The sequence below is a fragment of the Corynebacterium sp. J010B-136 genome, assembly GCF_002967075.1.
Lineage (GTDB): Bacteria > Actinomycetota > Actinomycetes > Mycobacteriales > Mycobacteriaceae > Corynebacterium.
In genome coordinates this window covers 391,108-409,443 of record NZ_PUGE01000001.1, presented here as the reverse complement: position 1 = coordinate 409,443, position 18,336 = coordinate 391,108, and the positions used below count along the sequence as shown (strand labels likewise).

General features: G+C 55.4%; 18 protein-coding genes. 15 read left to right on the top strand and 3 right to left on the bottom strand.

Annotated elements, in window-relative coordinates; all coding sequences use genetic code 11:
- Positions 1–15 precede the first annotated feature (15 nt).
- The 4 genes from glmM to C5Y44_RS01755 all read left to right on the top strand — a co-directional run bounded on the left by glmM (position 16) and on the right by C5Y44_RS01755 (position 3,745).
- Complete coding sequence (gene glmM / locus C5Y44_RS01770; protein WP_105323400.1) at positions 16–1,359, top strand: phosphoglucosamine mutase; 1,344 nt, start codon at positions 16–18, stop codon at positions 1,357–1,359.
- A gap of 129 nt (positions 1,360–1,488) precedes the next feature.
- On the top strand, positions 1,489–1,803 hold the full coding sequence (locus C5Y44_RS01765; protein WP_066840272.1) for a hypothetical protein: 315 nt from the start codon (positions 1,489–1,491) through the stop codon (positions 1,801–1,803).
- Positions 1,800–3,350, top strand: a complete 1,551-nt coding sequence (locus C5Y44_RS01760) for a hypothetical protein (RefSeq protein WP_105323399.1) — start codon at positions 1,800–1,802, stop codon at positions 3,348–3,350. The genes C5Y44_RS01765 and C5Y44_RS01760 overlap by 4 nt, the downstream gene beginning before the upstream one ends.
- Complete coding sequence (locus C5Y44_RS01755; protein ID WP_105323398.1) at positions 3,350–3,745, top strand: translation initiation factor IF-2; 396 nt, start codon at positions 3,350–3,352, stop codon at positions 3,743–3,745. The genes C5Y44_RS01760 and C5Y44_RS01755 overlap by 1 nt, the downstream gene beginning before the upstream one ends.
- Before the next feature lie 12 nt (positions 3,746–3,757).
- Here the strand turns inward: C5Y44_RS01755 and C5Y44_RS01750 are convergent, their stop codons facing one another.
- On the bottom strand, positions 3,758–4,615 hold the full coding sequence (locus C5Y44_RS01750; protein ID WP_105323397.1) for a dienelactone hydrolase family protein: 858 nt from the start codon (positions 4,613–4,615) through the stop codon (positions 3,758–3,760).
- A gap of 179 nt (positions 4,616–4,794) precedes the next feature.
- Between C5Y44_RS01750 and glmS the strand changes: the two genes are divergently transcribed.
- The 11 genes from glmS to C5Y44_RS01695 all read left to right on the top strand — a co-directional run bounded on the left by glmS (position 4,795) and on the right by C5Y44_RS01695 (position 16,281).
- The gene (gene glmS, locus C5Y44_RS01745; RefSeq protein ID WP_105323396.1) at positions 4,795–6,660 is read left to right on the top strand and encodes a glutamine--fructose-6-phosphate transaminase (isomerizing); all 1,866 of its coding nucleotides are present in this window, start codon (positions 4,795–4,797) and stop codon (positions 6,658–6,660) included.
- Between the two features lie 18 nt (positions 6,661–6,678).
- The gene (gene alr / locus C5Y44_RS01740) at positions 6,679–7,779 is read left to right on the top strand and encodes an alanine racemase (RefSeq protein ID WP_105323395.1); all 1,101 of its coding nucleotides are present in this window, start codon (positions 6,679–6,681) and stop codon (positions 7,777–7,779) included.
- Positions 7,776–8,270 (top strand): tRNA (adenosine(37)-N6)-threonylcarbamoyltransferase complex ATPase subunit type 1 TsaE, encoded by a 495-nt coding sequence (gene tsaE, locus C5Y44_RS01735; protein WP_105323394.1) that lies wholly within the window; start codon positions 7,776–7,778, stop codon positions 8,268–8,270. The genes alr and tsaE overlap by 4 nt, the downstream gene beginning before the upstream one ends.
- Before the next feature lie 81 nt (positions 8,271–8,351).
- The gene (locus C5Y44_RS01730) at positions 8,352–8,825 is read left to right on the top strand and encodes a hypothetical protein (protein ID WP_105323393.1); all 474 of its coding nucleotides are present in this window, start codon (positions 8,352–8,354) and stop codon (positions 8,823–8,825) included.
- On the top strand, positions 8,825–9,553 hold the full coding sequence (gene tsaB, locus C5Y44_RS01725) for a tRNA (adenosine(37)-N6)-threonylcarbamoyltransferase complex dimerization subunit type 1 TsaB (protein WP_105323392.1): 729 nt from the start codon (positions 8,825–8,827) through the stop codon (positions 9,551–9,553). Before C5Y44_RS01730 ends, tsaB begins: the two co-directional genes overlap by 1 nt.
- Entirely contained in the window at positions 9,554–10,042 is a 489-nt protein-coding gene (gene rimI, locus C5Y44_RS01720; protein WP_105323391.1) for a ribosomal protein S18-alanine N-acetyltransferase, read from the top strand.
- Positions 10,039–11,088 carry a tRNA (adenosine(37)-N6)-threonylcarbamoyltransferase complex transferase subunit TsaD gene (gene tsaD / locus C5Y44_RS01715; RefSeq protein ID WP_105323390.1) on the top strand — a complete coding sequence of 350 codons (1,050 nt, stop codon included), beginning with the start codon at positions 10,039–10,041 and terminating at the stop codon, positions 11,086–11,088. The genes rimI and tsaD overlap by 4 nt, the downstream gene beginning before the upstream one ends.
- A 100-nt stretch (positions 11,089–11,188) precedes the next feature.
- Entirely contained in the window at positions 11,189–11,650 is a 462-nt protein-coding gene (locus C5Y44_RS01710; RefSeq protein ID WP_105323389.1) for a hypothetical protein, read from the top strand.
- 225 nt (positions 11,651–11,875) lie between these two features.
- A complete protein-coding gene (gene groES / locus C5Y44_RS01705; protein WP_066792483.1) occupies positions 11,876–12,169 on the top strand; it encodes a co-chaperone GroES in 294 nt (97 codons plus the stop codon).
- A gap of 20 nt (positions 12,170–12,189) precedes the next feature.
- Positions 12,190–13,806 carry a chaperonin GroEL gene (groL, locus tag C5Y44_RS01700; RefSeq protein WP_105323388.1) on the top strand — a complete coding sequence of 539 codons (1,617 nt, stop codon included), beginning with the start codon at positions 12,190–12,192 and terminating at the stop codon, positions 13,804–13,806.
- 135 nt (positions 13,807–13,941) lie between these two features.
- Positions 13,942–16,281, top strand: coding sequence for an excinuclease ABC subunit UvrA (locus C5Y44_RS01695; protein WP_199185969.1), 2,340 nt, complete (start codon positions 13,942–13,944; stop codon positions 16,279–16,281).
- Here the strand turns inward: C5Y44_RS01695 and C5Y44_RS01690 are convergent.
- Together C5Y44_RS01690 and C5Y44_RS01685 are read right to left on the bottom strand one after the other, a co-directional pair.
- Positions 16,268–17,719 (bottom strand): aldehyde dehydrogenase family protein, encoded by a 1,452-nt coding sequence (locus C5Y44_RS01690; protein WP_105323386.1) that lies wholly within the window; start codon positions 17,717–17,719, stop codon positions 16,268–16,270. The two genes, C5Y44_RS01695 and C5Y44_RS01690, sit on opposite strands and share 14 nt — an antisense overlap.
- A gap of 108 nt (positions 17,720–17,827) precedes the next feature.
- The gene (locus C5Y44_RS01685) at positions 17,828–18,124 is read right to left on the bottom strand and encodes a WhiB family transcriptional regulator (protein ID WP_105323385.1); all 297 of its coding nucleotides are present in this window, start codon (positions 18,122–18,124) and stop codon (positions 17,828–17,830) included.
- Positions 18,125–18,336: the final 212 nt, after the last annotated feature.

Sequence of the window (18,336 nt, the reverse complement as noted above, 5' to 3'; positions counted from 1 at the left end):
GCATAATCTATAATTATGACTCGACTTTTTGGTACTGATGGCGTTCGTGGCTTGGCTAATAAGAAACTCACTCCGATCCTGGCGTTGAAATTAGGACAAGCTGCAGCTGAGGTCTTGACTGCTGACCGGGAATCTTATGAACTGCGCCCAACCGCGGTAATTGGCCGTGACCCGCGCGTATCGGGAGAAATGCTCGACGCTGCCATTGCGGCTGGTCTAGCATCGCGCGGCGTGGACGTTGTCCGGGTCGGCGTGCTGCCAACCCCAGCGATTGCTTTCCTCACCGATGACTACGGCGCAGACCTAGGCGTGATGATTTCCGCCTCGCACAACCCTATGCCAGATAATGGCATCAAGTTCTTCGCCGCCGGTGGTCGCAAACTTCCCGATTCGGTCGAAGACCACATCCAGTCCACCATGGAGCAACTTAGCGATGATGGCCCAACCGGCACGAAGCTGGGCCGGATTATCTCTGAATCTCCTGATGCCCGTGACCGTTATCGCAAGCACCTGCGCGAAGCAGTACCGGTGGATTTGTCGGGTTTAAAAGTAGTCGTTGACGCGGCCAATGGCGCTGCTTCCCGCGTTGCTATTGAGGCCTACCGCGAAGCCGGTGCTGAGGTTGTGCCTATTCACAACAAGCCCAATGCTTTCAATATCAATGAGGATTGCGGTTCCACCCACATTGATAAAACACAAGAAGCAGTGCTCGAACACGGCGCACACTTGGGCCTAGCCCACGACGGTGATGCTGACCGCTGCTTGGCTGTCGATGCCGAAGGCAACGTGGTTGACGGGGATCAGATCATGGCAATTTTGGCTGTCGGCATGAAAGAAGAAAACAACCTGCGTTTCAACACGCTCGTTGCCACCGTCATGTCTAACTTAGGTCTTAAGCTCGCGATGAAAGAGCAAGGCATCGAGGTTCGCGAAACCAAGGTCGGTGACCGCTACGTGGTCGAAGAGCTCATTCGCGGCGATTACTCCTTGGGTGGTGAACAATCCGGCCACATCGTGCTGCCGGAGGATTGCCCAACGGGCGATGGCATCTTGTCTGGTCTTTCACTTATGGCACGCATGGCGAAGACCGGCAAGAGCCTGAAAGAGCTGGCGTCGGTGATGACAGTTTTGCCGCAGACACTTATCAACGTGCCAGTGTCCAATAAGTCTAAGATTTTGGATTCTCCAGAAGTACTGACCGCCATTGCGGAGGCAGAAGAAGAACTCGGTGAATCTGGCCGCGTTCTGCTGCGCCCATCGGGTACGGAGGAGCTTTTCCGCGTCATGGTCGAAGCCGCAGAGGCTGAGCAGGCCCGCAAGGTTGCAGGCCGCCTAGCTGCGATTGTTGCAGCTGCCTAGAGTTTAGTGATCTAACTCCGTTTTCTTGCCCTTCCCCGGAACCTTCTGGTTGCGGTGGCAGTCCAATATGGATAACGCACGAAATTTGTGTATTTGCCACTTAAAACCATAAAGGGGGAGGGCTTTCGCGTGTCTGACATAGACTTCGACCACTCAGAAGCCGTTGGGAAATTGCAGGGGCTTATCGATGCCACGGCTTCGCGCCAAACAGCGCTTAACCGGCAGGTGCCGCATTTCCCGCAGGCTGCTGCCGGGCGTGATTTCACCGGCTATGCCCAAAGCATCCAGTCGATGCTCGCGCGAATTCATCAACGGCGCAATAATCAGCTGCACAATATCACCCGCTCTGCTATCGCTGCGATTGGTGAATATGACGTGGTGAAAGCAACCGATGATGATTCAGCTGCAGTATTTAGTCGATTCAACATTGAGGGTGACCAATGAGTGCTGAGTCAGCTGTGTCATCTATGTCTTCCATGTCCTCAATGGCAGCGGGAAAGCTCGCCGATTACCATGCGGCGGTCGCGCAATTTCAGGCAGCTTCTTTAGGTGCTTACCTAGGACCATCGACGCCCTTTGATTTTCTCCAGCAAAAAATAGGCGCCGTTGATGGGCTCAACCCGCAGGAATTAATTGCTGGTACTAAAGCAGCTGTAGGGCCGGTGACCGCAGAAGCACGCGGTGGTAAAACCACGACGGGCGGGCGAGGTATCGGGGGATTTTTCCTAGAGATGGCCACGGGTGTGCTGGGTTCTTTTGGTGGCGGGGCACTGTTGGGTTTCTTCGACAAGCTTGCGACCGATGATGAGGAAGATGACCAGCAATGCCGGAACTTGGTGAAAGACTCTGAGCAGTGTGCGGAGACTATCGAAGATATTTGCACGACTTCAGATACCGCAATGTCGGAAATACTCGAGCCGGCTACGCATCTAATTTCTATTCTCACTCAGTTTATTCGGCGAACCCCCATGGGAGCTCTTGCTTCTGCGGCGGTATCGGTGGCGGGCAACCTGATTGAAGATACCAATGAACAGATCATTGGCACCTGCCAAGACCGCGATGACAGCGTGGAGAAATGCTACGAAGAATTCCTCCGTCGCTGTGATGGTATTAGTGAACGCCCATTACCGTGCGAGCCGCCTGAGACCCCAGAGTGTCCACTGCCAGCCCAACCAGCTGGGGAGCACACCTGCGAACCGCCACCCAAAGAAGTAGAGCCGTGTCCAGAAGAACCGGCTCCGAAAGACACGAATCCTGTAGGCACAAAGCCTGTAGACACTAAACCGGTGGAGACTACACCTGTGGAATCCAAGCCGGCACCGGAGGCACCCAAGCCGCAGCCAGAGACTCCGCCGAGTAAAACTCCAAACGCCCCGGAGAGCAAAGACTGCGATAAGCCGAAGCAAAAGCCCGAACCCAAGCCTGAACCTAAGCCCAATCCCAAGGCGTGCCCACCGCCGGAACCTGAGTGCGTTAAGGAACCAACTAAGCCGGCGCAGCCTTCCACACCGCCAGAGCCAACGGTGCCGGCAGAACCACCAGCACCCAAAGAACCCTGTGAACCTGAAGACTCGTGTGAGCCGTCAACGAGCTGCTGCGGAATCTTAGGCCTGCTCGGCGTTGGCGTCGCCATTGTCGGCCTAGGAGCATTGATGTGGGGGCTTGCTGAGTGCCTAGAAAACATTGGTGACACAACCGAGCCAGAACCCGAGCCAGAGCCGGAACCGGAACCAAAACCAGAACCAAAGCCTAAACCTCAGCCGGAAGATTTATCGAAGGTGCCCGAACCAACGCCTCCTCCGAAGAAGCTTTCTGCGGTTTCCGGGGCGGCGGATATTCACGTAGATAATGCGCCGAGTGCACAGGCGAATGCGCAACCTGCACCGCAGCCAGCACCTCAACAAACCCAAGAACCTCAAGCAAGCTCCGCAGGAAGCGCAGCTGCACAGTCAACCCCTAGTTCACCGGCACGGAAGGCAGGCGCGTGGTAATGGATTTCGAAGATTTTGCTCTACAGTTTCGCAAGCGTGCAGCAGCCCGCCTGACAGAGTTTGAAGCAACGCTAGAAAAAGCCCAAAAGGATTTAGAAAAGTCTGCTGAACGAGAAGCGGCACGCGCACGCGAGGCTGCGCAGAAGAAAGCAGCAGTGGCTGAAGCCGGTGGTAGTTCGCACATGCAGAATCGTCCGTTGGACTACCGGACGCCAGCAGTACCGCATGGTGCACCGCCGCAGAAACATCCATATAAGCCGGGGCATACAGCAGCAAATAGGGAAGCTATAGCTTCAGAAAAGCAGCAAGCCCCGGCGCCGCCGAAGGCGCCAGGGCAAGATAAACCAGGACGGGTTAAACCCGGGCAGGTGAAGTCAGTACTGCGAAGAGGCTAAAGAAGTAGGCTTCTAGTCCTTGTTGACCGGAGCTAGTGCGCCGGCAGATGGTTCGCCGGCGCGGTTGGCAAGGTCGTCACCAAAGAAGCTTTCGACGCCTTTGGCTGCGGCTTCCGGATCTGAGAAATCAGAATAAGTCTTGTCGCCTTCGAGCTGGTGCAGCAAGAAGCCGACCATAAGACCGCGAGCTACCTCAGCCTGTGATGCCTGGAATGCGCCAGAGCCCAGTGCGAGTTTGAAGAAGAAGTCTTCCGAAAATCCTTGCTGGGTGCCCTTTTCTACCTCGCGGTAGGCAACGTCGCCGCCCCAGTTATAAGCCAGCTTGGCTGGGTTACCGGCGTTGAAGATATCGGAACGGCCCGAACCGATGACCAATCCAGGGATTTTCAGGCTGCGCGCTGCGGCATCTGCGGAAGGCGCAGACTGCGCAGGATAAAATGCGCCGACGGCCTTAACCTTGTCATTATCAACTGCAGCGAGCACTGCAGCAGCGCCACCCATGCCGTGGCCAATAAGTCCCAGCTTGTGTGGGGAGACGGTGATATTGCCGTTGCCGAGCCTTACACCAGCGGCAACCTGCAAGCTGGATTCCAAGTCAGCAGCCAGGTTGCGGTGGTTAGGAATTAATCCGGTCTCAGTATCCGGGGCGACTACAACAATGCCCCAGCTTGCTAAATGCCGCAGGGTCGCGTGGTAATCCTTGACGTGTTTGCGCCAGTCATGGCCAAAAGCTACGGCCGCGAGGCCTTTGCCTTCCGCCGGGGTGTAGACCTTGCCAGGCAGGCCGGCGTAGTCAAGATCGCCGACGAGCACGCGGTGGCCTCCACGCTTGGACAACGTTGCCAGGTGTTTCTTCAAATTCGCAGACACACTACCCAGGATAGAACAAACTACTAACGCGTGATGCATAAACATCCCAGCCCCGGGTGAAATTTTGCCCACAGTGCGGATTCTTGCACGACGGTTTTTCCTGGTACTGCCAAATTTATAGAAACCGTGCCGATTTATGTGGTGAAAGGATGAGAAAACCTGTTGTAAAGTTTGTGGCTATGTGTGGAATCGTAGGATATGTCGGTCGCTTTTCCGAGAACCGAGAGTACTTTGCCGAGGACGTTGTCCTTGAAGGTCTTCGTCGGCTGGAATACCGCGGGTATGACTCAGCAGGACTTGCTGTGTACTTTGATGGTCAACTCCAGTGGCGAAAGAAAGCAGGCAAGGTAGCAGCGTTGGAGGCAGAAATCGCTGCGCGCCCGCTACCGAACTCGGTATTGGGCATTGGCCACACCCGCTGGGCTACCCACGGTGGCCCAAGCGATATCAACTCGCACCCGCACGTTGTTGCCGGCGGCAAACTAGCCGTCGTACACAACGGCATCATCGAAAACTTCGCTGAGCTGAAAACCAGCATGCAGGACAAGGGCTACCACTTTGTCTCCGATACGGACACTGAAGTTGCAGCCGCGGTTTTGGCGGACTTGTTTGAGCAAACCGGCGAGCTAACCCTTGCTATGCGTAAGGCTTGCCAGCTTTTCGATGGCGCCTTTACCCTTCTGGCTATTCACGCCGACCAGCCAGATCAGATTGTGGCTGCGCGCCGGGATTCGCCATTGGTTATTGGCTTGGGCGAGAGCGAGAACTTCCTGGGATCCGATGTCTCTGGCTTTATTGACTACACGAAAAAGGCCGTTGAGATGGACAACGATCACATCGTGACGGTCACCGCTGATGAAGTAGTCATCACCGATTACGACGGCAACCCACAAGAGGGCAAGCGCTTCGACATTGAGTGGGACGCTGCTGCTGCCGAAAAGGGCGGCTTTGCCTCCTTCATGGAAAAAGAAATCCACGACCAGCCTGCTGCCGTGCGCGATACCTTGATGGGGCGTGTGGATGAAAAGGGCAATTTGGCTATCGATGAATTGCGTATTGAAGAATCGCTGCTGAAATCCATCGATAAGATCATCGTCATTGCCTGCGGCACCGCGGCTTATGCTGGTCATGTGGCGCGCTATGCCATCGAGCACTGGTGCCGCATTCCGACCGAGGTGGAGCTCGCACACGAGTTCCGCTACCGCGATCCAATCGTCAACGAAAAGACCCTAGTGGTCGCGCTGTCGCAATCGGGTGAGACCATGGACACGCTCATGGCGGTGCGCCATGCCCGCCAGCAGGGTGCGAAGGTTATTGCGATTTGTAATACCCAAGGCGCATCCATCCCACGTGAGGCTGATGCAGCGCTTTATACCCACGCTGGTCCGGAAATCGCTGTGGCTTCCACCAAGGCTTTCTTGGCGCAGATTACCGCGACTTATGTCTTGGGTCTGTACTTGGCGCAGCTGCGCGGGAACATGTTTGCCGATGAAGTTGAATCCATCTTGGATGACTTGCGCGCGATGCCTGAGAAGGTCCAAACCGTCATCGACGGCAAAGAGACCGTCACGGATTTGGCTAAGAGCATGCAAGATGCCACGTCCGTGTTGTTCTTAGGCCGTCACGTCGGTTTCCCAGTGGCACTCGAAGGTGCGCTCAAACTCAAAGAAATTGCCTACCTGCACGCCGAAGGTTTCGCAGCGGGCGAGCTCAAGCATGGCCCTATCGCACTAGTCGAAGAAGGCCAGCCGGTCTTTGTCATCGTGCCTTCGCCTCGCGGGCGGGATTCCTTGCACGCCAAGGTTGTCTCCAACATCCAGGAAGTCCGCGCGCGTGGTGCTATCACCATCGTCATTGCCGAAGAAGGCGATGAAGCTGTGGAAGCCTATGCCAACCACATCATCCGCATCCCACAAGCACCAACGCTGATGCAGCCGCTGTTGGCTACGGTGCCTTTGCAAATCTTTGCCTGCAAGGTGGCAGAAGCCAAGGGCTATGACGTGGATCAGCCACGTAACCTGGCTAAATCGGTGACAGTGGAGTAGCCGACCTACAATAAACCCATGTCGCTACTTTCCACTCGAATCAATTTGGATGCCATTTCGCATAACGTGCGACGACTAAAAGAATTGGTCGGCCCGGATGTTCGCTTAATGTGCGTGGTCAAAGCAGATGCTTATGGCCACGGTGTCGAAAAAGTCGCTCCGGTTATGCTCAAAGCTGGCGCAGATGTTTTAGGCTGCGCCACCGTGGATGAAGCCGTAGCACTGCGCAAACTGGGCATCGACGCTGAGTTAGTGGCATGGATGTGGGAACCCGAACAGGACCTCTCGGATGCTTTAAGCTCCAATATCGTCATCGGCGTGCCATCGCTTGCGCATGCACAGGTCTTGGTCGATATTGAGGTACCGGTCAAGGTTGTTATCAAGGTCGAAACCGGGATGCACCGCAATGGCGTCGACCCAGCACAGTGGGATGAAGTTTTCACCGTGCTGCGCGATGCTGAGCACATTGAGGTCACCGGTTTAATGTCGCACTTAGCCTGCGCTGATGAACCGGATAATCCACACACGGATATTCAAGCAGCGGAGTTTCAGCAAGCTGTTGCCCGTGCTCGTGAGCTAGGCCTGGAATGCCCGATAAATCATCTGGCGAATTCACCAGCGACACTAACGCGCAAAGATTTGCACTTTGACCAGGTCCGCGTCGGGCTTGCCTGTTACGGGCTGGAACCGGTCGCAGGGCTAGAGCATGGCTTGGAACCAGCGATGACCTGGGCAGCCAACATCATTAACGTCAAGCCCATTAAAAAAGGCGAGTCATCCTGCTATGGCCTGACGTGGACAGCGCCTGCCGATGGCTACCTAGCTGTCGTTCCCGTGGGCTACGCCGATGGTCTGCCACGCTCTATCCAAGGTTCTTTGGAAGTGACTATCAGCGGCAAAAGCTATCCGCATGTCGGCCGAGTCTCCATGGATCAGATCGTGGTTGATTTAGGCGAGAATCCATTTGGGGTCAGCCCAGATGATGAAGTCATTATCTTTGGCGAAGGCGGACAAAGTGCTACGCAGCTTGCCGATGCCGCAGGCACTATCAACTATGAAATCGTCTGCCGTCCCACAGGGCGTACGAAGCGCACCTATGAGGGAGGCATTGACCTGTGAGCTTTGCAGAATCCGGAAGCATAGAATGCGCAACTGCAGAAGAAACCCAAGCCTGGGGTGAAAAACTCGGGCGCAGCCTCAAAGCCGGCGACGTGGTGATTATGGATGGGCCTTTAGGCGCCGGGAAGACCACCTTGACCCAAGGTATTGCCCGTGGCATGCAGGTCAAAGGACGCGTCACCTCGCCAACTTTTGTTATTGCCCGCGAGCATCGCTCCTTAGTCGGCGGTCCAGCGCTGGTGCATGTCGATGCCTACCGCATGCTGGGTGAAGATGGTGCGACAAGCGCGGATCCGCTCGGTGAATTAGATGCCTTGGATCTTGATACCGAACTCGATGAAGCAGTCGTAATTGCTGAATGGGGCGGGGGATTGGTTGAGCAAATTTCCGAGCGCTACTTGCTGATTACTTTGGACCGGGAATCCGCAGTAGTAGACGATCCCGAATCCCAGGCACGCATTATCCACTGGCGCTGGTTTTCAACCCCTTGACGAAGGCGCGTACTGTTAAGCAGTGAATATGCATACCCCATGCGCTAAACAAAACATGCGTTTATTAATTAAAGGAGTTCCATGATGACGGAAAAGACCAAAGCACTCATTGGCGTAATTGTGGCCGGCTGGTTAGTCGTGCTCATGGGCCTGGTTGCCTTCAACGCCACCCGTGCTGAGGCCGCTATCACGGGAGATCTCGAATCCAGCATCGAGAAAGTCGATGAAATCGGATTGCACGGTACTTCTTTGGCACCGCTTGATATCTGGGGCGAAAATATCAGCGCCGTTATGCCAATCTGCCCAGGCGTGACTGAAGAAAACATTGCACAGCTTGGTGTTGACCCAGCGATGTTTACCTTTGAAAATGGCCAGATCCCAGAGCACAGCAACTACATGCTGGTTCTGCCAACTGAAGGCGCACCGATTGCAGAGAAGTACTTCCGCCAAAACATTGACCTGTGCGGCCAGCTGCAGTCTGTACAGCCAATTAACCCAGCGGCCTTGGTGACTTTCATCAAGGATCCTAACGATACTTGGCTCATGGTCGGCTAATGCGCGTTCTTGCTTTAGATACGGCTACTCCGGACCTTGTCACCGGGGTAGTCGACTTAGAATCAGGACAGGTTACTGAACAAGTCATTGAAGATACTCGCCTGTTGAGTGAGCAGTTGATGCCGGCAGTCGAAGGAGTCATCGACAAGCTTGACCGCGGCTATGCGGATATCGATGCCTTCGCAGTGGGCGTAGGCCCTGGTCCATTTACCGGCCTGCGCGTCGGGATGGCCACGGCTTCTGCACTGGGGCAGGCGGTGGGCAAACCAGTCCACGGCGTGTGCACCCACGATGCGATTGCATTTGAACTCGCGAAAAACTTTTCAGGTCCTGCAACTGCGCTGGTAGCCACTGATGCACGCCGCAAAGAAATCTACTTCGCCTTTTACAGGTTAGACGGTGGCAATGCCACCCGCCTTTGCGAGCCTGATGTGGTGCGCCCTGAAAATCTTGTGATTCCCGAGGAACTTCTCGTGCAAGAAGTTGATCTCGTATCTATCCCACCGCACTTGCTGGAGCGTTTGCCAGAAGTTTTCCAGGCTGCTGAGGTTGTAAATCAGCGTCCCACCGCGGCAGGCTTGGTCGGAATGGCCCAAGCCTCCGTAGTTGACGCTGAGGGGCTGTTCGCAGACCCGAAGCCTCTGGTGCCGCTGTATCTGCGTCGTCCGGATGCGAAAGAACCAGCTGCGAAACCACGTTCCGCAGCGATTCCAGAAGTGGAGCTGTAGATGAAATTGCGCGAGCTGGTCCGCGATGACGCTGCGCGCTGCGCCGAGCTGGAGATGCAGCTATTTGCAGGCGAGACGCCGTGGTCGAAGGAAAATTTTGAACTGGAATTCCAGCAGCCGTATAACTTTTACCTCGGCGTGGAAGAGGCGGGCCAATTAATTGGATACGCCGGAATCGGGTTGCGTGGGCATGTCGAAGACCCAGAATTTGAAATCCTGACCATCGGCACGGATCCTGCGCACCAGCGCCGCGGGGTGGCGCGGGTGATGATGGACAATATTTGCCACATCGCGGATTTAAAGCGTGCGCCAATATTTTTGGAAGTCCGCGTGGGCAATGAGCCGGCGATTGAGATGTATGAGTCCTATGGCTTTGTGCACTTGGGCATTCGCCGTAACTATTACCAGCCTTCAGGCGCAGATGCGCACACCATGAAGCGTGATATTTCGACAGAAAACACATCGGAAAACACAACGGAGAAACCATGATTGTCTTAGGTATTGAATCCTCCTGCGATGAAACCGGCGTAGGCATCATCAACCTTGATGAGCACGGCAACATGGAAATTCTTGCGAACACTGTTGCCTCGTCGATGCAGCAGCATGCACGTTTCGGGGGTGTGGTTCCAGAGATTGCCTCGCGCGCGCACTTAGAAGCCATGCCGCAGGTGATGCAGGCGGCGTTGGAAGAAGCCGGAATTGAAAAGCCTGATGCCGTGGCTGCCACCGTCGGTCCGGGCCTGGCTGGTGCGTTGCTGGTGGGGGCATCGGCAGCCAAGGCTTATGCCTCCGCCTGGGGTGTGCCTTTTTACGGCGTTAACCACTTGGGCGGACACGTAGCAGTAGCCAATTTAGAAGGTGGGCAATTGCCGCATTCGGTAGCGCTGTTGGTCTCCGGTGGGCACACACAGTTGCTTGAGGTAGATGCCGTGGGCAAGCCGATGAAAGAGCTTGGCTCCACGCTTGACGATGCCGCCGGTGAAGCCTACGACAAAGTCTCTAGGTTGTTAGGCCTGGGATATCCGGGCGGGCCGGTCATCGATAAGCTAGCTGCGCGCGGGGCAGCCACGATTGATTTTCCCCGCGGACTCAACCGTGCGGAAGACCTGCGTGGACCACACCGCCATGATTTTTCTTTCTCGGGCTTAAAAACCGCTGTTGCTCGCTACGTGGAAAAAGCAGAGCGCGAAGAGCGCGTGATTTCTGTGGAAGATGTCTGCGCCTCGTTCCAGGAAGCCGTATGTGACGTGCTTACCGCCAAAGCGATCCGTGCGTGTGAAGATACTGGAGCTCGCGTGCTCTTGCTCGGCGGCGGGGTAGCAGCGAATTCCCGGCTGCGTGAACTGGCTGCCGCCCGGTGTGCTGAAGCTGGGGTGGAATTGCGCGTGCCGCGATTTGAACTGTGCACCGACAATGGCGTGATGATTGCGGCACTCGCTGGGCAAGTTATCCACGAAGGTGCAGCTCCTTCAGGCTTGGCAGTGGGGACTGACACTTCGCTAGACGTTGAAATTCCCGTTGTTTCTGCTGGTTAATAGCTTAACCAGCGCGAAATTGCAAAGCAGGCTAAGTTTATAACTGATTATTGCAATGATTTAGAAAAACCCTGTGTGTTTAAGGAGCGTGGGCTCGTCCATGATTACTGGATTCCTTGTCAACCCTGACCTGACCCGCCGCAAGATTGAATTTGAGCTAGAGCATGCCAATCAGTTTCTTGGCGGGGCGACCGAAGATCGCGTAGCCGTTGCATTCCAAGAAGATGGATCGCACTACGCCGCGCTTTTTAACGCCGAAGCTAAAGCCGAAGGCGCAGAGCCCAACCCGGTTGCTTCCTTGGCACGTAATACTGCAGATACCGGCAACCCTTCCTTCTTGCAGGACCCGCTGCGCGCGATTTCTGGTGCGGTTATCTTCGTGGAATCTGAAGGTGGCGACGTCACCGATGAGATAATTGAGGGCGTAGAAAACTCCGTGCGGGCCGTTGAAAACTACCGCGAAGATTTTGAGGAAGAATACCGCCTGTGGCGTGCTGCGGTTATTAATTCAGGTCGTGCTGAGGCAGCTGCAAAGCGCCAAGCGCAAATTGATACGCAGTAGTTGCAGGAGTTAATGCCTGCTTTAAGCAGAAGATGATTCCGGGGAGTTCGCGGCCAGCGTACTATTTGTTCCCAAGCTTTTGTTGAGAGCTGGCACTTGCGCGGGTAGAGTGCTAATCAAGGTTGTTTGACCCACAGTTGTTCACCCGCGACGACGGCTGTGCTGGACTATTGATGCAACCGGCACAAACGCAACTTCAAGATTTCACATGGAGGAATCATAACCATGGCAAACATCAAGCCACTTGAGGACAAGGTACTCGTCCAGATCGTAGAAGCTGAGACCACCACCGCATCCGGTCTGGTTATTCCAGATTCTGCTAAGGAAAAGCCACAAGAAGCTACCGTCATTGCCGTTGGCCCTGGCCGCGCGAATGACAAGGGCGAGCTGACCCCAGTGGGTGTTAACGAAGGCGACACCGTTATTTTCTCCAAGTACGGCGGCACCGAACTGAAGTACAACGGCGAAGAATACTTGCTGCTGTCTGCACGTGACCTGCTCGCTGTTATCGAGAAGTAAGTAAGGCGGTTTAGCCAAACATGGCAAAGCTGATTGCATTTGATCAAGAAGCCCGTGAGGGCATCCAGCGCGGCGTAGATACTCTCGCCGACGCTGTGAAGGTCACCCTTGGCCCACGCGGCCGCAACGTCGTGCTGTCGAAGTCTTTCGGTGGCCCAACTGTTACCAATGACGGTGTCACCATCGCGCGTGATATCGACCTTGAGGATCCTTTTGAAAACCTCGGCGCACAGCTGGTCAAGTCCGTTGCGACCAAGACCAACGACAACGCTGGTGACGGCACCACGACTGCTACGCTTTTGGCACAGGCCTTGATTTTTGAAGGTCTGCGTAACGTTGCTGCGGGTACCAACCCAATTGAGCTCAACCGCGGTATCGCGGCTGCTGCAGAAAAGGCAGTGGAAGAGCTCAAGGCACGTGCGACCCCGGTTAACTCTGCAACTGAGATTGCGCAGATTGCTACCGTGTCTTCCCGTGACCCAGAGGTCGGCGAAATGGTCGCTGGCGCTATGGACAAGGTGGGCAAGGACGGCGTTGTGACCGTTGAAGAGTCCCAGTCGATTGAGTCCAGCGTGGATATCACCGAAGGTATCTCCTTTGACAAGGGCTACCTGTCGCCATACTTCGCTACCGAGGAAGAAACCTCCCAGGCGATTTTGGATGACGCGCAGATCCTATTGGTCCGCAACAAGATTTCTTCTCTTCCAGATTTCTTGCCACTGCTGGAAAAGATTGCGGAATCCAACAAGCCAACCCTGATTATCGCTGAAGATATTGAAGGCGAAGCTCTGCAGGCGTTGGTTGTCAACGCTATCCGCAAGACCCTGAAGGTTGCTGCGGTGAAGGCACCTTACTTCGGTGAGCGTCGCTCGGCGTTTATGGATGACCTTGCTGTAGTTACCAACGCGACTGTCATTGACCCAGAGGTCGGCGTCAACCTGAATGAGTCTGGTCTAGAAGTTCTCGGCCGTGCACGTCGCGTGACCGTGACCAAGGATGACACAGTGCTTGTCGATGGCGCCGGTACCGCCGAAGCCGTCGAAGAGCGTCGCGCATTTATTCGCCGCGAAATTGAGCGCACCGATTCCACTTGGGATAAGGAAAAGCTAGAAGAGCGTCTGGCCAAGCTCTCTGGTGGCGTCGCGGTTATCCGCGTAGGCGCTGCTACCGAAACCGAAGTCAATGAGCGCAAGCTGCGCGTCGAAGACGCAATCAACGCAGCTCGTGCAGCCGTCGAAGAAGGCGTTATCGCCGGCGGCGGCTCCGCTTTGGTACAGATTGCTAAGGGCTTGGAAGAGTACGCCAACGAGTTCGACAATGAAGCCAAGATTGGTGTCTTGTCGGTTGCTCGCGCGCTGACTCGTCCGGCTTACTGGATTGCATCCAACGCAGGCCTTGACGGCGCTGTTGTTGTCTCCCGCATTTCAGAGCTGCCTAACGGTGAAGGCTTCAACGCTGCCACCTTGGATTACGGCAACCTGATTGCTAGCGGCATCATTGATCCAGTCAAGGTCACCCACTCCGCTGTGGTGAATGCTTCTTCGGTTGCACGCATGGTGCTGACCACTGAAGCATCGGTTGTGGAAAAGCCAGCTGAAGCAGCGCCTGCTGCAGCGGCCGGCCACCACCACCACTAAAAGTGCCATAATCTCGGAAGCGTCCTGTTGACTTTGAAAAGTCGCAGGGCGCTTTTGCGTTCCTAGAGATCGGTTATATCTTGACCTCGCAAATGTATGTGAAGCAGGGAACATGAATGTAAACTTGCGCAAGTGATTGGTCAAGAATATATCCGTGTTGTCGGCGCAAATGACAACAATTTGAAAAATGTGAGCATCGATATCCCCAAGCGTAAGCTCACTGTCTTTACTGGTGTGTCTGGTTCCGGCAAGTCCTCGCTGGTCTTTGACACCGTCGCTGCCGAATCCCAGCGGTTAATCAATGAAACCTACCCAGGCTTCGTGCAAGGTTTCATGCAATCTCTCGCACGCCCTGATGTCGAGCACCTCGAAGGCCTTACCGCGGCGATCATCGTCGGCCAGGAGCCGTTGGCTGCGAATACGCGCTCAACCTTCGGCACCGTCACCGATATCACCGGCATGCTGCGCGTGCTCTTCTCGCGTATCGCAGAACCGCACGTGGGTGGGCCAGGTGCGTATTCGTTTAATGTGCCATCGGTAAGCGCGCAAGGCGCGATAAGCGTCAATGACGGCAAGAAGACCATCACCAAGTTTGAACGCACCGGCGGCATGTGCCCGCATTGTGATGGCACCGGCCGTGTGTCTGACATTGACCTGACCGCCGTGGTGGATGAAAGCCTTTCGCTCAACGAGGGCGCGATTTTGGTGCCTGGACTCAAGGTAGATTCCTGGTCGTGGAAGACCTACGCCGATTCTGGTTTCTACTCAGCCGATAAACCGGTCAAGGATTTTACCGAAGCCGAAAAGCACAAGCTGTATTTTGCTGAGGATGAAAAGGTGAAATCCAGCGGCATCAACATGACCTATAACGGTCTGGTGCCACGGCTGAAGGGTTCTTTGTTGGCCAAGGACCCAGATTCTTTGCAGAAGAACTTGCGTGAGTATGTCGATCGCGCGGTAACTTTTGTCTCCTGCCCGGATTGTGGCGGCACGCGTTTGGCGGAGCATGCGCGCACCTCGAAGATTAACGGTAAATCCATCGCGGATATTAGCGATGTCGAGTTGGGTGAAGTTCTCCAGTGGCTACGTGGAGTCGATGACAAGCGCGTTGCCCCGCTTGTCGATGTCTTATCCTCATCCCTGGAAACCGCCATCGATTTGGGATTGGGATATCTTACTTTGTCGCGGCCTTCGGGCACGTTGTCTGGCGGTGAGGCACAGCGCTCACGCATGGTGCGCCACCTGGGTTCCGCGCTGACCGATGCCACCTACGTTTTCGACGAGCCCACCGCGGGCTTGCACCCGGCTGATATTGAACGCATGAACCGTACCCTGCTGCAGCTACGAGATAAAGGCAATACAGTGCTGGTAGTGGAGCACAAGCCAGAGACCATCGCGATTGCTGACCACGTTATTGACCTTGGTCCACGCGCTGGTACGCACGGCGGCGAAATTACTTTTGCCGGCAGTTTCGAGGAACTCAAAGCATCGGATACCGTCACGGGCAAGCATTTAGGCGACCGCGTTCCGGTTAAAGAAGAGGTGCGCAAAGCAACCGATGTAGTCGCGATTCGCGGGGCATCGCGCAACAACTTGGACAACGTCGATGTGGATATTCCGCTCGGTGTACTCAGCGCGATTACTGGTGTGGCCGGTTCAGGTAAGTCCTCACTGATGGCGTGTTTGCCGCAGGACTTGGTGGATTCCGGACGCATCCTCTTTGTCGATCAATCCGCGATTCGCGGTTCACGTCGTTCAAACCCCGCAACCTATACCGGCGCGCTGGATTCTATCCGTAAGGCTTTTGCCAAAGCTCATGGTGTGAAGCCAGGGCTGTTTTCGGCGAACTCCGATGGCGCCTGCCCGCATTGCAATGGCGCCGGTGTGGTCTGGGTTGATCTGGGCCTGATGAGCGGTGTTGATGTGCCGTGTGAGGTGTGCGAAGGCCGTCGCTTCAACGATGAGGTCTTGGGCTACGAGCTCGCAGGCAAAAACATCGCCGATGTACTGGAGCTGCCAGCAGAACAAGCCGCGGCCTATTTCAAGGATAAAGAATCGAAGGTCGCCGCAGCCGCCAAGATTTGTGACACCCTGGTCAGCGTGGGCTTGGGCTATATCACCTTGGGGCAGGCGTTGAATACGCTTTCAGGCGGTGAGCGTCAGCGTCTCAAGCTCGCAGTACACCTGGGCTCGAAGGGTGCTGCGGATATTTTGGTGCTCGATGAACCCACCACCGGTTTGCACTTGGCAGATGTGGACATGCTGCTGGGGCTTTTGGACACGCTGGTGGAGTCAGGAAACACAGTGGTCTGCGTGGAACACCACCTGGCGGTAGTAGCCCACGCAGACCACGTGATTGACCTTGGCCCGGGCGCGGGCTCGGAAGGCGGCACCATCGTCTTTGCCGGTGCGCCAAAGGACCTGATGAAGGTCGAAGAATCCCAGACCGGGCAGTATTTGGCTAGCTACGCTTAATACCAATCCAGCGGTCATCGGTGAATTCTTCAATCGCCCAGTCGCCATTAAATCGGCCCAGACCGGAGTTCTTAATTCCACCGAACATCACGTGCGGCTCATCGTTGACCGTCAGGTCATTGATATGCACCATGCCGGATTCAATCTGCAGCGCTACCTGCGAGGCGTGGTCAATATCGGTGGAGTAGATGGCCGCTGATAGTCCGAATTCTGGGTCATTGGCAAGCTCGATGGCATGCGCTTCGTCATCGGCTTTCATCACGCCGATGACAGGGCCAAAGATTTCATCGCGGGCAAGCTCCATCTCGCGGGTGACATCCGTAAAGACGTGCGGTGAAATCACACGACCCGTGATATCACCTTCCAGCGCTACAGTCGCGCCCTCGTCCTTGGCCCTCGTAATCTTGGACTTCACGCTCTCTAGCTGACTGTCGTTGATGATTGGGCCCACCACGACCTTGTCATCAGAAGGATCGCCTGCCGGAATATTCTTCGCAGCGGCGACGAATTTCTCAACGAATTCGTCGTAGACCGAAGCATCGACAATCACCCGGTTGACCGCCATACAAATCTGGCCCTGGTGCAAGAATGAACCGACGGCGGCATCGTGTGCGGCCTTGTCCATGTCGGCATCGGCAAGCACTACGAGCGGAGCATTACCACCCAGTTCGAGCGAAACGTTCTTCATCGGCCCGCCGTTGATAGCAAGCTCGCCGACGCGGCGTCCCACTGGGGTGGAGCCCGTAAAAGAAATCAACTTCGGCACGGCGTGCGTGACAAAATCATCGCCGATTTCAGAACCCGCGCCCGTGACATTACTAATGACACCGGCCGGAACCCCCGCTTCTTCAAAAATGCGCGCGGGGATAAGTCCACCTGTAATTGGAGTATCACTCGCAGCCTTAATCACCACCGCATTGCCCAGTGCCAACGCCGGTGCAACCGAGCGAATAGAAAGGTGCATCGGGAAATTCCACGGGCTAATGACACCAACAACGCCCTTGGCCACGCGGTAGACGCGATTTTCTTTGCCAGGAGTATTCGATGGTGAAATACGCCCGTGCATGCGCGCCGGGAAAGACGCAGCTTCGCGCGTGATACCGGCTGCGAGACTCACCTCGAGGTTTGCTTTGCCACGCGTTGAGCCAGACTCAGCAATGAGCAGCTCGACGATCTCTTCGCGCTTTTCCTCCAGCAGCTCCGCGGCTCGGTACATAATTGCTGCACGCTTAGCAGGTGCTAGCGCAGCCCACTTGGGCTGTGCCTGCTGCGCTGCGACATAAGCCTCATCAACATCGGCTGCAGAAGCCAACGGAATCTCCGCGATGACCGAGTCGTCATAAGGGTTGATATTAGACGCGCTGCGCTGCGAGCTGCCTGTGCGCCACGTGCCGGCGATTAATTGCTGATCAAGCTCAATCCCAGAAAAAGTAGACATGTGGGGTACTTCCTTAGCTTTTCGAGTACAAACGGTGAAAGCCGTTATAGCCCCCACCATACTGAATACTGGAAGTACTTAGAGCCCTATTTCTTCTGGGCTCTATTTCTAGACGGAGACCTTCCGCTTACGCTCACCGCGCAACGCAACTGAGCGCTCGGACTCGCTCATTCCGCCCCACACACCATAAGGTTCAGCTGATTTTAGAGCATGGTCGCGGCACAGCTGGAGTACTGGGCAGTCTGCACAAATTGCTTTCGCTCGGTTTTCCCGCTGGGAACGAGCCCGGCCGCGTTCGCCGTCAGGATGGTAAAACACATCCGAATTTTCTCCCCGGCAAGAACCATGTAGCTGCCATTCCCAAAAATCAGCGTTAGGTCCTGGAAGCAGATGTGGCTGTGACACGGTTTTAGACTCCTTATTGGAAATAAGAACGACAGAGGTTTAAAAATGCCAAGACAATGGCCAGGAGGTAGTGTGTCGCGAAGGGGTAAACAAAAAGTAGCCAAAGGGTTGCTTTTGTGTGCCCTTACCCAGGCAAAACAGGATTTCTCCCACTTGACCTGCATGATTGTCCAAGGTTAAAGGTAAATGAACTCTTTTAGTGCAGGTCGTGC

Coding starts and splice junctions, on each gene's coding strand:
- tsaB (WP_105323392.1), top strand. CDS start 8,825: ATGCGCGTTCTTGCTTTAGATACGGCTACTCCGGACCTTGTCACCGGG.
- alr (WP_105323395.1), top strand. CDS start 6,679: ATGTCGCTACTTTCCACTCGAATCAATTTGGATGCCATTTCGCATAAC.
- groES (WP_066792483.1), top strand. CDS start 11,876: ATGGCAAACATCAAGCCACTTGAGGACAAGGTACTCGTCCAGATCGTA.
- groL (WP_105323388.1), top strand. CDS start 12,190: ATGGCAAAGCTGATTGCATTTGATCAAGAAGCCCGTGAGGGCATCCAG.
- C5Y44_RS01755 (WP_105323398.1), top strand. CDS start 3,350: ATGGATTTCGAAGATTTTGCTCTACAGTTTCGCAAGCGTGCAGCAGCC.
- C5Y44_RS01730 (WP_105323393.1), top strand. CDS start 8,352: ATGATGACGGAAAAGACCAAAGCACTCATTGGCGTAATTGTGGCCGGC.
- glmS (WP_105323396.1), top strand. CDS start 4,795: ATGTGTGGAATCGTAGGATATGTCGGTCGCTTTTCCGAGAACCGAGAG.
- C5Y44_RS01690 (WP_105323386.1), bottom strand. CDS start 17,719: ATGTCTACTTTTTCTGGGATTGAGCTTGATCAGCAATTAATCGCCGGC.
- rimI (WP_105323391.1), top strand. CDS start 9,554: ATGAAATTGCGCGAGCTGGTCCGCGATGACGCTGCGCGCTGCGCCGAG.
- tsaD (WP_105323390.1), top strand. CDS start 10,039: ATGATTGTCTTAGGTATTGAATCCTCCTGCGATGAAACCGGCGTAGGC.
- C5Y44_RS01760 (WP_105323399.1), top strand. CDS start 1,800: ATGAGTGCTGAGTCAGCTGTGTCATCTATGTCTTCCATGTCCTCAATG.
- glmM (WP_105323400.1), top strand. CDS start 16: ATGACTCGACTTTTTGGTACTGATGGCGTTCGTGGCTTGGCTAATAAG.
- C5Y44_RS01710 (WP_105323389.1), top strand. CDS start 11,189: ATGATTACTGGATTCCTTGTCAACCCTGACCTGACCCGCCGCAAGATT.